This window comes from Bacteroidales bacterium (genome assembly GCA_014860585.1).
In the GTDB taxonomy this organism is placed as follows: domain Bacteria; phylum Bacteroidota; class Bacteroidia; order Bacteroidales; family 4484-276; genus RZYY01.
On record JACZJL010000093.1, the window covers coordinates 1 to 13,247 of the forward strand.

General features: G+C 43.5%; 17 protein-coding genes and 1 pseudogene. 5 read left to right on the forward strand and 13 right to left on the reverse strand.

Annotated elements, in window-relative coordinates; translation table 11 throughout:
- On the forward strand, positions 1 to 539 hold a 539-nt coding region (locus IH598_09175; protein MBE0638681.1), incomplete at its 5' end, for an FAD:protein FMN transferase.
- 103 nt (positions 540 to 642) lie between these two features.
- Here the strand turns inward: IH598_09175 and IH598_09180 are convergent.
- Complete coding sequence (locus IH598_09180) at positions 643 to 882, reverse strand: membrane or secreted protein (GenBank protein ID MBE0638682.1); 240 nt, start codon at positions 880 to 882, stop codon at positions 643 to 645.
- Between the two features lie 72 nt (positions 883 to 954).
- Positions 955 to 1,719, reverse strand: coding sequence for an RNA methyltransferase (locus IH598_09185; protein MBE0638683.1), 765 nt, complete (start codon positions 1,717 to 1,719; stop codon positions 955 to 957).
- 150 nt (positions 1,720 to 1,869) lie between these two features.
- Here IH598_09185 and tpx point away from each other — a divergent pair, with 150 nt between their 5' ends.
- Complete coding sequence (gene tpx / locus IH598_09190) at positions 1,870 to 2,367, forward strand: thiol peroxidase (GenBank protein ID MBE0638684.1); 498 nt, start codon at positions 1,870 to 1,872, stop codon at positions 2,365 to 2,367.
- Positions 2,368 to 2,460: 93 nt separating this feature from the next.
- On the opposite strand, the gene IH598_09195 is transcribed toward tpx, so the two are convergent.
- The 6 genes and pseudogenes from IH598_09195 to IH598_09220 form a co-directional block, all read right to left on the reverse strand.
- A complete protein-coding gene (locus IH598_09195; protein ID MBE0638685.1) occupies positions 2,461 to 2,907 on the reverse strand; it encodes a 50S ribosomal protein L9 in 447 nt (148 codons plus the stop codon).
- Between the two features lie 12 nt (positions 2,908 to 2,919).
- Positions 2,920 to 3,189, reverse strand: coding sequence for a 30S ribosomal protein S18 (locus IH598_09200; protein MBE0638686.1), 270 nt, complete (start codon positions 3,187 to 3,189; stop codon positions 2,920 to 2,922).
- A 27-nt stretch (positions 3,190 to 3,216) separates the two neighbouring features.
- The gene (locus tag IH598_09205; protein ID MBE0638687.1) at positions 3,217 to 3,573 is read right to left on the reverse strand and encodes a 30S ribosomal protein S6; all 357 of its coding nucleotides are present in this window, start codon (positions 3,571 to 3,573) and stop codon (positions 3,217 to 3,219) included.
- 108 nt (positions 3,574 to 3,681) lie between these two features.
- The gene (locus IH598_09210) at positions 3,682 to 3,867 is read right to left on the reverse strand and encodes a hypothetical protein (GenBank protein ID MBE0638688.1); all 186 of its coding nucleotides are present in this window, start codon (positions 3,865 to 3,867) and stop codon (positions 3,682 to 3,684) included.
- A gap of 36 nt (positions 3,868 to 3,903) precedes the next feature.
- Positions 3,904 to 4,143 (reverse strand): annotated as a pseudogene (locus tag IH598_09215) (DUF4342 domain-containing protein).
- 13 nt (positions 4,144 to 4,156) lie between these two features.
- Positions 4,157 to 4,327: a type II toxin-antitoxin system HicB family antitoxin gene (locus IH598_09220; GenBank protein MBE0638689.1), complete on the reverse strand. Its 171-nt coding sequence runs from the start codon at positions 4,325 to 4,327 to the stop codon at positions 4,157 to 4,159.
- Positions 4,328 to 4,550: 223 nt separating this feature from the next.
- Between IH598_09220 and IH598_09225 the strand changes: the two genes are divergently transcribed.
- Positions 4,551 to 5,192 carry a SagB/ThcOx family dehydrogenase gene (locus IH598_09225; GenBank protein MBE0638690.1) on the forward strand — a complete coding sequence of 214 codons (642 nt, stop codon included), beginning with the start codon at positions 4,551 to 4,553 and terminating at the stop codon, positions 5,190 to 5,192.
- 214 nt (positions 5,193 to 5,406) lie between these two features.
- On the opposite strand, the gene IH598_09230 is transcribed toward IH598_09225, so the two are convergent.
- Complete coding sequence (locus IH598_09230) at positions 5,407 to 5,877, reverse strand: aspartate carbamoyltransferase regulatory subunit (protein MBE0638691.1); 471 nt, start codon at positions 5,875 to 5,877, stop codon at positions 5,407 to 5,409.
- A gap of 31 nt (positions 5,878 to 5,908) precedes the next feature.
- Positions 5,909 to 6,820 carry an aspartate carbamoyltransferase gene (pyrB, locus tag IH598_09235; protein MBE0638692.1) on the reverse strand — a complete coding sequence of 304 codons (912 nt, stop codon included), beginning with the start codon at positions 6,818 to 6,820 and terminating at the stop codon, positions 5,909 to 5,911.
- Positions 6,821 to 7,092: 272 nt separating this feature from the next.
- On the opposite strand from pyrB, the gene IH598_09240 reads away from it, so the two are divergent.
- Positions 7,093 to 7,668 (forward strand): DUF3109 family protein, encoded by a 576-nt coding sequence (locus IH598_09240; GenBank protein MBE0638693.1) that lies wholly within the window; start codon positions 7,093 to 7,095, stop codon positions 7,666 to 7,668.
- A gap of 286 nt (positions 7,669 to 7,954) precedes the next feature.
- Here the strand turns inward: IH598_09240 and IH598_09245 are convergent, their stop codons facing one another.
- On the reverse strand, positions 7,955 to 9,193 hold the full coding sequence (locus tag IH598_09245; protein ID MBE0638694.1) for a M48 family metallopeptidase: 1,239 nt from the start codon (positions 9,191 to 9,193) through the stop codon (positions 7,955 to 7,957).
- Positions 9,194 to 9,344: 151 nt separating this feature from the next.
- On the opposite strand from IH598_09245, the gene IH598_09250 reads away from it, so the two are divergent.
- Positions 9,345 to 10,133, forward strand: a complete 789-nt coding sequence (locus IH598_09250) for a UDP-2,3-diacylglucosamine diphosphatase (GenBank protein ID MBE0638695.1) — start codon at positions 9,345 to 9,347, stop codon at positions 10,131 to 10,133.
- Here the strand turns inward: IH598_09250 and IH598_09255 are convergent.
- Both IH598_09255 and IH598_09260 read right to left on the reverse strand, forming a co-directional pair.
- Positions 10,127 to 10,915: an SDR family NAD(P)-dependent oxidoreductase gene (locus tag IH598_09255; protein ID MBE0638696.1), complete on the reverse strand. Its 789-nt coding sequence runs from the start codon at positions 10,913 to 10,915 to the stop codon at positions 10,127 to 10,129. The two genes, IH598_09250 and IH598_09255, sit on opposite strands and share 7 nt — an antisense overlap.
- Before the next feature lie 122 nt (positions 10,916 to 11,037).
- The gene (locus IH598_09260; GenBank protein ID MBE0638697.1) at positions 11,038 to 13,206 is read right to left on the reverse strand and encodes a choice-of-anchor J domain-containing protein; all 2,169 of its coding nucleotides are present in this window, start codon (positions 13,204 to 13,206) and stop codon (positions 11,038 to 11,040) included.
- Positions 13,207 to 13,247: the final 41 nt, after the last annotated feature.

Below are 13,247 nucleotides of genomic sequence, written 5' to 3' on the forward strand. Positions count from 1 at the left end.
ATCCCAACATGCAGATCGACTTTAACGCCATCGCCAAAGGGTATTCCATAGATGTCATCGGAGGATTCCTTGAATCATTTGGAATCAGGAATTACCTTGTGGATATCGGCGGCGAGGTGTTGGCCAGGGGGTCGAAACCAGATGGAGAAAAGTGGGTGATCGGGATCGAAAAACCCACAGATGAAGCCACAGCAGAACGAACGCTGAAAGCAACCATCAAAGTTGATGACATTGCTGTGGCTACTTCGGGTAATTACCGTAAATTTTACGTGGAGGATGGAATTAAGTATGCCCACACCATCGACCCTGCCACCGGTTATCCTGTAATCCATTCTTTACTTTCGGCTACGGTATTTTCCGACAGTACGGCCAGGGCCGATGCTTACGCCACTGCTTTTATGGTGATGGGATTGGAAAAAACCAAATCATTTCTCGAACAAAACAGCCACATCGACGCTTACCTGATTTTTTCGGATGAGACGGGGAAAATTCAAACTTTTGGTACAGATGGAGTGAAAAAAATGCTCAATGAGCTTTAATACCGATTGGAATACTGTAATAGTCCAATCTTCGCTGCACTTGATTGTCCAAAACAGTATTATCCTTCGGTATTAACCGCACTAAACTTCAAATAGTTTTGTACTATTTTGAAGTTAACTTTGGTAAAATCTCCTCGAATTCAACTTCATCGTGTCTGTGCTTGTTCTCGCAGCGCTCCTCTTCCGGTTTTCCGCAGGTGCAGGCTACCCGTTGTCCGGATGACGGATCAACACTTCCGCAGGATTTCTGAAACTCACCGCCTTTTTTGAAAAACATTTTTACAGCAATGCCGGCAACTGCCAGACCGATAAGAACAACTGTGATAACTAATAATTGAAGCATTTTTTTATGTGAAGTTTGTGAAAGGAACAAATGAAAATGGGGTTTGTTTATGGTAAAATATCAGAATTACTTCTATTTTAATCTCAATTCTTTTCGCCTGAACTCTGAACAAATCACTGCCGCAGCCACTGAAGCATTCAGCGATTCGGCGCCGTTAGCCATTGCAGGGATCATCAAAGGGTGATCAACCAATGACCTTACTTCCTGCGAAATGCCATGCGATTCATTGCCAATGATGATTACCGCTTTTCCCGGCAACGCTTTGGCATAAATGTTTTCACCATCCAGCAATGCTCCATATTTTGGTATGGTTTGGGCAAACGTTGAAAGTACTTTGGAAATATCTTCGTACACTACCTTTACTCTGAAGAGTGAACCCATGGTGGCCTGAACTACCTTGGGATTGTATAGCTCAACGGTGTCCTGCGAGCAGACCATGGTTTTTATTCCAAACCAGTCGGCAATCCGGAGAATGGTTCCCAGGTTCCCCGGGTCCGAAATCCGGTCGAGCATCAGAACCAGGTCATCGAAATCAGTCTTTTTTATAGTGTATTCAGCCATTTTTACAACAGCCAGCGCTTCATTGGGCGTCTTCAGGGTGCTGATCCGCCCCAGTTCAGATGGTGAAACAATGCTGAGATGTGGCGAACGGGCAAATTGCTTGCCCGGCATTTCCTTTAACCATGATTCGTAACCATAAATGCCATGAACCTGAAAATCAGATTTGAGCAACTCATTCACCATTTTTACCCCTTCCACCAAAAATAAACCTTTCTCATTCCGGTATTTTTGAAGATGAAGCGATCGGATTTCCTTAATTTGCGATGCTGAAAGCATGTAAATATTTTTTTAATCAATGGCAAAAGTAACCCAAGTTTACAGAATGAAAATTATCAGTTTCGGAATTATTATCCATATTGCTGAACACTTTAAAGCGAGTGGTGTTTTTTTACCAAATTTAGATTTATTCATTCAAAAAATTAAAGCATGGCAAAAATTACATTGCAGGGTAATCCTTGCAGTACTGTGGGTAATCTACCTGCACTTGGGACAAAATCACCGGCATTCAGCCTGGTAAAATCTGACCTCAGTTCACTTAGTCTTGAAGATTTGAAGGGGAAGAAAGTTGTTCTCAACATATTCCCAAGTCTTGAAACTGGCGTTTGCGCCGCTTCGATTCGCAGATTCAACGCTGAAGCAGCAAAATTGAAAAATACAGTAGTTGTTTGCGTTTCTAAAGATCTGCCATTTGCTCACAAACGTTTTTGTACCACCGAGGGCATCGAAAACGTGGTTACAGCCTCCAATTTCAGAGATGGTAGCTTTGGTAACGATTATGGCGTGACTATCCTTGATGGCCCGTTTGAAGGACTGAATGCAAGATCGGTCGTTGTTTTAGATGAAGAAGGCATAGTGAAATACACCGAACAAGTTCCTGAAATAGCCCAGGAGCCAGATTACGAAGCTGCATTGAAGGCAGTTTAAGAAAGTATTCAGTCGGCAGTTCCCAGTCGGCAGTAAAAAAAATGCCACCCGGTTTTTCCTGGTGGCATTTTTAATTTTTGATGGACAGAGGGACTATTCGGCAAGTACCTCAAAATTTACGATTGCTTTGATCTCTCTGAAGAGGTGAACTTTAGCAGTGTAGGTACCGGTCTCTTTAATGTTGTCGCCGTCAACGTCAATCTTTTTGCGGTCAATGTCATAGCCTTTTTCTTTGAGGGCTTCGGCAATCTGAATCGAGTTGACCGATCCGAAGATCTTTCCTGATGTTCCGGCTTTTGCTCCAATTTTCAACTCGAGTTTTTCGAGCAGCTTCTGTGTGGTTTCGGCATCTTTACGCAGCTTTTGTTCTTTGAACGATTTCTGACGCTGCACTTCGGCCAGTACTTTGCGGTTGGTTTCGGTGGCCAGAATTGCTAAACCCTGAGGAATAAGGTAATTCCTGGCGTAACCGTTTTTCACTTTTACGATCTCGTTTTGGTAGCCGAGATTATCTACATCTTGTTTCAAAATTACTTCCATGATTTTACCCTCCTATTTAAGTAAGTCAGCAACATAAGGCATTAAAGCAAGGTGGCGGGCACGTTTGATGGCCTGCGACACTTTTTTCTGGTACTTGGTGGATGTACCGGTAAGGCGGCGTGGCAAAATTTTGCCCTGCTCGTTAACAAATTTCAGCAGAAAGTCTGCGTCTTTGTAGTCAATGTATTTGATCCCTGATTTTTTGAAGCGGCAGTATTTTTTCTTTTTTACATCTACTGCAATCGGGGTTAAAAATTTAATATCTGAATTCGGTTGTGCCATGTGATTTAATGTTTAAAGGTTACTGATTTAGTTTGCTTCTTCCTTAACGGCTTCTTTTGATTTTGCCCGCTTCTTGTCGTTGTAGACAACAGCGTGTTTGTCAAGTCTAACGGTAAGGAAACGGATCACACGTTCATCGCGTTTGAGCGCCAGTTCTACTTCGGCGATCAACTCGCCGCCGGCTCTGTACTCGATAAGGTGATAAAATCCGGTGGACTTTTTCTGGATCGGGTAGGCCAGCTTGCGCATACCCCAGTGTTCCTCATGAACAACCTCAGCACCCTTGGATCTCAACATGTCCTGGTACTTCTTTACCGCTTCCTTCATCTGTTCTTCAGACAAAACGGGAGTTAAAATGAAAACGGTTTCATACTGGTTTAACATCTTGTTTTTGTTTAAGTTAGTAAAATGATCATTAAATTTTAAAAGTGGGCGCAAAATTAGTATTCTTTTTCTTATCTACCATATTGATGGTGTTTTTTTTACAAAAAATCATCCCCATTCCTTTTCCGCTTCACCCTGATATTTAATCCGGATGCTGGAATAACTGGTTAAAGCTGCGTTAATTAGATTGCAGGTATTGAGGATTTTGGCTGAAAAAATGGTGTTGAGATCATGTGAAGCGATGGGCAAAATATTCACCTGGCTTGCAAATCGGTGTGAGATTGAATTTGCCATTTAACGAAAAATATGACTTTGCCAAATCAATTTCTCTTACTCTTTCCTCACCACCTCCATCGTGTAGTTGGCTGCCATTGCTGACAGCGCTCCAATGGCTGCCAGCACGGGTAAAGTATTGTGCCAATTACTCCGATTGCAACCGGAATTTCAAGGTAGGTCTTGCTTTCCTCGCTTTTGATGATGATACGATTTACATTGCCCTCGTGAATGATTTCTTTGATTATTTTTCAGCAGGTCTTCGCCCTTTACGCTGAGTGTGGTGTTTTTGCTCATGTCAATTTTCTGTTTAATTCAATTCGCCATTTTCCATTAAATACAATTCAATTGCTTCCTTGACTCTATCCTGTAGTTTGTCAAAAGATTTTGCCTGAGTATGGCAACCAGGCAGTTCTGAAACACTTGCAACCAGGTAACCCTCCGAATCCTTTTCAATTATCACTTTGAACTCTCTTTTCATGGGTAATGTGAATTAATAATTCCATCGACAAATTATGCAATATTGATTAGATCAGCCAATTCGAATATCGAAAATCAATACTTCTCAGCCTTTTGCTCAAAGGACTATCTATCATTATCTCCTGAAGAACACCTTTTTTAAATTCTCAAACGTAATTTTCAATTAAATTTGCCGGATAAGAATCGAACATTAAAAGCAAATCTAATCATCAATTTTAATTTTTATGAACAAGATTACTTTACCTCTAATTGCATTTTTTATGGCATTTCAAACCATTTCGGCACAGCCTGCAGGCGAAATTCAACTTCCTCAGCCAAAAAAATCGGGGGGTATGCCTCTCTTTGAAGCATTAAACAACAGACATTCGTCAAGAGAATTTTCGGAAAAAGAACTTGACTTACAAACCCTTTCCACCCTTTTATGGTCGGCGCATGGATTTAACCGCATGGAAGATAAAAAGCGCACCACGCCAACATCGCGCAACAAGCAGGAAATGGAAGTTTATGTGGCCATGAAAAGCGGGCTATATCTCTATAATGCCTGGGAAAACAAGTTAGTGCTTAAAGTGGCTGAGGATATCCGCGCTGCAACCGGGTTGCAGGATTATGTGGCTTCTGCACCGGTCAACCTGATCTTCGTTGCCAACATGGAAAAGGTGGAAGACCCTGCATCAGAGCGGCAATTGATGGCGTCGCACATCAATACCGGATACATTGCCCAAAATGTTTACCTCTTTTGCGCTTCCGAAGGGCTGGTCACTGTTTCGCGCGCCTGGTTCGATTATGATACGCTGTCCGGCGCCATGAAAATCAATCCGCTGCAGAAAATTATTCTTTGCCAGACTGTCGGGTATGCCGCAGAATAAATTGTTGATTTCAACCATTTAACTGAATGTTTGCCTGACCTGAAAATGAAAGGATTACATATAACCACAATAGGCACAGTAGGTCACATTAGTATCCTTTGGTTGTGAAATCAATTTTTCAGATATTCTAATGTGTCCTAATGTGTCTAATGTGGTGATAAACAAACAGAAAAAGAAGGAAGCATTATTGATATTAACGTTTAAGATAAAAAGGCTACAGGAAAACCATATCCTCCTTTGAAGTGGTCTTTTCGCAATAGTGGCAGCTCAGTTTTAAGCCGCCTTCCTCTTCAATCACATCAAATTTTGTTACGACGCTTTCGTGGTTAGTGATGCAATTGGGATTGAAACACTTGACGATTTTTTCGACATATTTCGGAATTTCCACCTGCGTTTTGGTAACCACTTTGTAATCTTTGATGACGATAAGTGTAGCTGTAGGGGCAACAAGAGCTATCTTGTTGATTTCTTCACTTTTGAAGAAAATATTGCTCACTTTGATGATCCCTTTTTTGCCATATTTTTTACTGTCGAGGTTGGTACCAAACAGGATTTGCTCTTCCATCCGGTCAAGCCCCAAAATTCTGATCACCCGGAATAAACTTTTGGCAGGAATATGATCTATCACTGTGCCGTTTTCGATGGCTGATACTTTCAGCTCTTTTCTTTGGTCTGTATTTTCCATGATTTTTTACCCTTTTTAGTTTTAAAACAAATCACTCTTTTACCCCCAGAATTGTTGCTAACAGCGCCTGGCGAACATATACCCCGTTGAGCGCCTGCTGAAAATAATAGGCTTTGGGGTTGCTGTCCACGTCCTCGGCAATTTCGTTCACACGTGGCAGGGGATGTAAAATCCGCATATTTTCGCGTGCATTGGCAAGCATGGAGTTATCGAGGTTGTAAGCATTTTTCACTTTTTCATATTCGATAGGATCGCTGAATCGCTCGCGCTGAATGCGGGTCATATAAATGATATCAGCCTGGGGGATCACTTCCATCAGGTCGGTGTATTGATGATAAACCAATTTTTTTTCTTTGATGTGTCTTTTGACGTAGCTTGGCAATTTCAGCTCAATCGGCGAAACCAGGTGAAAGGTAGTGTTGAACTGGGTGAGCGCCATGGTGAGCGAGTGGACGGTACGCCCGTATTTCAGGTCGCCGATGAAGGCGATGTTCAGGTTGTCGAGTGTTCCCTGGGTTTTTTTGATCGAGTACATGTCGAGCAGGGTCTGGGTTGGATGCTGATTTGCGCCGTCGCCTGCATTGATAACCGGAACCGGGGACACTTCAGCTGCCCAGCGGGCGCTCCCTTCACGCGGATGACGCATCACAATGATGTCCGAATAACTGCTCACCGTAAGGATGGTGTCCTTGAGCGTTTCGCCTTTGGAAACGCTGGTTGATGCAGCAGAGGAAAACCCGATAACTTTGGCGCCAAGACGCGAAGCTGCACTTTCGAAACTTAGGCGTGTCCGGGTGGAAGGCTCGAAGAAAAGGGTGGCAACGACATAATCCTCAAGGATTTTTTGGGTGGGATTTTCCTCAAATTCGGCAGCAAGCTCGAGAATGCGAAGTTGCTCTTCTTTTGAAAAATCATTGATCGAGATCAGGTTTCTGTTTTTCATCGCAATGGATTTTTATGTTAGACTTTGGATTTTTTCGGGCAAAAAAAAGAAGTATCCCACAGGAGATACTTCTGAATCTTTATTGGTTACAAACTCTATCTTGAAAAAGATCATTTGTTTTTTTAGGCAGCAAAATTAACTGAAAAGGTGGCTTTGGCAACATTGATTTTTAAGTTTTTATTAACAACTAATCCAAACCTTTGAATGCGCCTGCTTTTTGTGATCAACGCTGATATCATTTGCAATGCTCAGTTTTTCCCTATTTTTGCCGGATGATCATAATAGACAACACCACGATTTCGGACGACCTGGAGAGCATTCAGTTTGTCTGCAATGTGAAAAAATGCAAAGGCGCCTGCTGCGTGGCCGGAGATGCCGGCGCGCCGCTGCTCGAGGAGGAGATCGGGCAACTGGAGGACGGATTGGAAGAAATCAGGAAATATATGACCGAAGCCGGAATCAGGGTAGTTGACGCGAATGGCGTGATTGATTATGATGTGGCCGGTGAATTTGTAACTCCGTTGATTAATGGTCGTGAATGTGCCTTTGCCAATTTCACCGACGGCGTTGCCTGGTGTGCCATCGAAAAGGCTTTCGAAGAGGGAAAGATCAAATTCAGGAAACCGGTTTCTTGTCATCTTTATCCTGTAAGGATCACAAAATACGCTGCTTATGATGCAGTGAACTATCATGCCTGGGAGATTTGCCGTCCGGCGCTGGTGCATGGAAAGCGGTTGGGCGTGCCACTCTATGTCTTCCTTAAAGATTCACTGATCCGCCGTTATGGGAAAACCTGGTACAGCAAGTTGGAGAAAGAGGTTGCACAGATTAAAAAGAACCGAAAATAATCCTAACCTGGATAAACCAGAAACTACTCCGTAGGAGTCCTGTGGACAACATGCAATAAAAAAATCTCTCCATAGCAGTCCTATGGACAAATAAAACTCTCCATAGGAGTCCTTTGGACAATGCACAAAGGTTCAAAAATCCAAACAGTGAAGCAAGGAATGTGGAGCAGTTTGGGTTATTGAATTTTTTAATTTCGTATTTGTTTGTCTTTTGTCTTTTGACATTTTCCTATGGATGCCTTCGGCAGAATATTATGCCAAAAACAGACACAAAGTAGAAAAGTAATTACTTACATGCCCGGTTGATTGCCTCAAGCCGTTGCAGTAGCGGAGGATGCGAATAACTCACGAACACCACGGCAGGATGTGGTCGCAGGTTACTCAGGTTTTTTACAGACAACTTTTTCAGTGCCTCCATCATGCTGTTTTTATCAAAATTCATTGCCGCAAAACGGTCCGCAGCATATTCGTTTTTCCTCGAAATCAGATTCATGATGATTCCAAGCACCATTGAAATTGGGCTGTAAAGGATTCCAAAAGCGAGAACCCCCATGTGAAAACTTCCATTTTCTGCTCCAAGTGCCTGAGAAAGGAGGGGGTTACCAATGAATTGTTGAAGAATGTAGAGTAAAATTCCAGTCTGAGCCATCCCGAGCAGCATTCCGGTAAGGGTATGTTTTTTTTTGTAATGACCGATTTCATGGGCAAGCACAGCCACCAACTCGTTTACCGTGTGATTTTCGATCAGCGTGTCGTAAAGAACAATTCTTTTTTTCGGACCAATACCGGTAAAATAAGCATTGGCTTTGGCCGAACGTTTTGAGCCGTCAATTACATAAATGTCTTTCAACTTAAATCCCACTTTTTTCGAAAAAGCCTCAATGGCCATCCGCAGGTCACCCTCTTCCAATGGTTTTTGTTTATTGAAAAGCGGCACAATGAGGTTGGAGTAAAACATTGTCATAAAAATACCGAAAAGTGCGATCGCTCCCCATGCAATCAGCCAGAACCACTGTCCGGTAGATTGATAAATCCAGATAATCAGCGCCAGCAGTCCACCCCCGATAATTCCTCCAATTAACCAGCCCTTTAATTTATCGAGGATAAAGGTTTTGGTTGTCGTTTTATTAAAGCCGAATTTTTCCTCAATGACAAAGGTGTCATACACCGAAAAGGGTGTAGAAAGGATATCTGACGTCAGGCCGAGGATTCCGAAAAACAGCAATGCCTGCCAGATTTCATGACTGCTCCAGCCAGTTACGAGTTGGTTAATCCAGGCAAAACCACCGAGCAGGAGCATGAGCATCATGGCTGCAAAAGAAACTGTAGCTGTTAACCTGCCAAAGTTATGATTTGCTTTGAGGTATTGCTGCGACCGGCTATATTCTGCTTCATCGTAAATGCCCTTCAACTCCTTGGGCAGTAGCTCACTAAAGCGTGTAGCGTTGAGATACGCTAGAAATTGCTCCACAGCAAAATCAAGAACTACAAAAGTGAAGATCAGTAAGAAAATTGTTTCAACCATAAGGAAGCTACACTTGATATTGGGCGGCAAAAATACTTTTTAATTGGCTAAAGGACTTAAGGGCAACATTGGGATATTCAATTTGAAGATGAAACATATTTTTACCTTTGCTGCTCTTTAGTAAAGATAGTGCTCATCAATAACCATCAGATTGAAGACTGAGAAAAAGATATACTTCGCTTCCGACTTCCATTTCGGTATTCCCGACCGGCAAACGAGCTTACAGCGTGAAGAGAAATTTATCCGGTGGCTTGACCTTGTGAAAAATGATGCAGGGGAGGTTTTCCTGATGGGCGATCTGTTTGATTTCTGGTTCGAATACAAAACAGTAGTGCCCAAGGGTTATGTCAGATTACTTGGAAAACTTGCTGAGATCACCGATTCAGGCATTCCAGTGCATCTTTTCAGGGGAAATCACGACATGTGGGCATTCGATTATCTGGAGGAAGAAATTGGGTTGAAACTTTACCGTAAACCTGTGGTCAGGGAATTTGGCGGGAAGCAGTTTTTTCTGGCTCACGGCGATGGTTTAGGTCCTGGTGACAGAGGATACAAATTCATCAAATACGTTTTTGAGCGGAAAATCAACCGGTTTTTGTTTCGCTGGTTACACCCGGACATTGGCACGTGGCTGGGTCTTTACTGGTCGCGGCGCAGCCGCTATTCAAACCTGATCAAAGAAACCAGAGAGGCTGATGAAGAAATCAGGCCGGATTTTCAGGAAGCCAGGCTGGCAAAATTTTCCAGACAGACGCTTGATCAGGGACAACCCATTGATTATTTCATATTCGGCCACTGGCACATTCCCAATATTGAACCCCTTTCCGGTGGTAGCCAATACGTCCACCTGGGCGACTGGATCACCCATTTTACTTATGGGGTATTTGACGGAGAAAAATTTGAGTTGAAAAAGTTTGAAGATAAGCTTCAAAATCAGTAGCTTTCGCAAATTCTAAAGAGCCTTTCCATCAATTTTTTATCTCTTGTAAACGGACACGCCATTTCACGACGACGCTCAAAATATTTACCTGTAACCCCATCCAACTCTTTTACAATAGCAGCCCAAACAGGAGTGTCAGCGCCCTGGTCGGGTGTTTCGCTGCCACCATACCCGAGGTTGTTGCTCAATTTTGAGTTTACATCGCCGGGATGAACTGCATTCACAGTAATGTCAGATGACTTCAGTTTTTCAGCAAAAACCGCAGTAAGCATCCGGTCAGCCTGCTTGCTCTGGCGGTAAACCAGGTCGTTGTTGTATCGACGCTGTTTACACTCCAGGTCGTTAATGTCCAGATCTCCGGCCCAGTAACTGGCTACATTTACTACACGAGATGGCGCTACCTGTTTGAGATAGGGGGTGAAATAATTGATCATCCAGAAATAGCCCAGCACATTGGTGGCGAACTGCATTTCAATTCCTTCCGGGGTTTCTTCCCTGTGGCGTGGTGTCGCAGCCGCATTGTTGATGAGAATATGTAGAGGGCGGTTCCAGTTACCTGATATTCTCTCAATTTCTGATTTCCGTGAAAGATCGGCCAAAAGCCAGTCAACATTGCTGTTCCCGGTTGCCCTGGTTATTTCTTCCATCGTATGCAGGGCTTTTACCTCATCTTTTGCAACGATGGTCACATTGTATTTACTCTCAGCCAATTGTCTTGCAATGGCTTTGCCGATTGCTCCGGTAGCGCCGGTCACCATTGCGTTTTTTAATGCATTATTCATTCTTGAAAAGTGTTGAAAAAATCCTGGAATCTGAACGCAGGGATATCCCTCAGAATTGTAATAAAAAAGGCCGAAATCCTGAAACTGAACCAGAATTTCGGCCTGAATTGAATGATAGACGATTAGTTGATAATCAGTTTTTCAACTGATGTGCCTTCGTTGGTTTTCACCTTAATAAAGTACAATCCGGATGGGATTTTAGCAACATCAATCACAGTGCTGAAATCTTTCAACTGTTCGTGGTAAACCACCAGGCCAGCCTGATTCAGAATCTGAATTTCCTGCAAACCAGCGCCGGTGATGGTAAAGGCGCCCGAAGCCGGATTTGGATAAAGATCGAACCTGCTTTGATCATTCGTTGAAATTCCTGTCAGTTGATCAACCGGTAAAGGTTGCAGGTAGAAAGTATAGCCTTTGTTAACGTTTTCGATGACCAGCAGGTTTTCGGCGGTAAAAGGTTCGTAGCCATCTGCAGTGCAGGTGACATCATATGTGCCTGCAGGCAATAGTAAAGAATAGTAGGCGCCGAAAGGAGTCATGATTGTCAGCGCGCCATTATCAGCATTTGAGGCGGTGACGGTTGCAGCATCGATGGTGTAATTGGTGACTGCATCCCTCACAAAGCCATGGATTTTTCCAACGCCACCCTCGATGAGTACCTGCACCGGACCGGCTTTTTCTGATTCGCCACTGTTGTAAACTGCCGAAACGCCGTATATATGTGTCCCGGGCAATACACTTACATCAAGATACGTGGTTTGAGTTACAGGAGCTGGTGTGATCAATACTTCATCGCGATAAACTTTGTAACCCAGCAATTCTTTGGAGGCTGGCGCATCCCATGTAAGGGTTACGTCATTTACAGCGACAGTTGCCTGCAAATTGGACGGCGGGTCAAGTACCGGCGCCGAACCATCAACCATCACATCGTCGAGATGCCAGGCATGGGCGTCATCACCTTCATAGCGGAAAGCGATATAGACAGCGTTTCCGGCATAGTTGCTGAGGTCAATTTCGGTTTGCTCCCATTCAGAAGTCACCGCTGTGGCGGCCCATACTTCTATAAAATCTCCATCTGCCGGATTCCCGCTACCCGTCGAAACCAACACACTGTTCTTGAAATAATAGGTTGGCCATAAATTGTATGACCAGAATGAAAGTTGAACGGAATAAAATTCGGGTAGATTGATTGCCGGTGTTACCATCCAGCCATCTTCCATATAACCGGACAGGCCAAAATCATGAAATGCTGAAGTTGTTCCACCCGGTGTGTGATTCTGAGCGGTTGATGGTCCCCACTCTTCACCGCCACCATCAACATTGTAAGCTTCCCATCCTTCCGGTGGCAAAGATTCGAAGTTTTCTGAGAATGGAAGTTCAACAGCTCCTCCGCCAAAAGTTATTTTTTCGACAAATTGAAACGATCCGGCGTAAACCACCTGACTTGTACCAGAGGTGACATCAGCAATATGAATTCCTGCTCCGTTTGTCCACATAATGTTGCCGTTACCCAGTTCCCAACAACCTCTCGGGCCAGTGCCTGAAGTCCCTCCGATAACCTGCAGATAAGCGCCCTGAGCATTATAACGATGGACGCCGTTAGCATACCCACCTGTAGCGTTTGAAAATGCTGAAGCCAAAAAATCACCATTTTGTGTTTCACTAATCTGCTGTATAAAATTCAATTCGCCCGGCAGATTAAATGGAGCGATCAACGTTCCGCTTTGATCAAAAATGGCAATTTGACTTAGAAAGCCTGTGACTGATGAAAAGCTGATCAGGATGTTGTCATTAGTAAATGGCCAAAAAGCCCAGGGGCTTCCACCCACCGGGAAATTTCCCAGTATTTGCCCATCCAAACCTATCCTGACAATAGCATATCCCGGAGCTCCGTTTTGCGTACCCGCATTGGCAAGCCAAACTTCATTACCAAGTTGCCTTAAACCACGAAGATTATCCAGCCCGCCACCGGCCCCTCCGCCGATAGTAGAGATGTAGGTGCCTTCGAGATCAAACCGGTAAACACAATCTTTGGTTTGATCGGATACCCATAATTCATCTTCAACCCGAACTACCTGCTTCACCGTTCCAACATCAAGTGGCGTCAGGTCAAGAAAAAGGTCATCAGCCAATGTCCCGTCTTCAAAATTAAACAGGACAATTCTTTTTACATCTCCGGCCGAGCCGATAACGGCCAGAAAATCACCCTCTGGCTGAGCATAGGTCATGCTGTTTAAAAGAACAGCAAGAAGCATAATAAAAATGCTTCGAATGGTAATTGATCTCTTCATAACTGCAAATTTTTGATGGTTAATTATTAAAAGTTGAAATA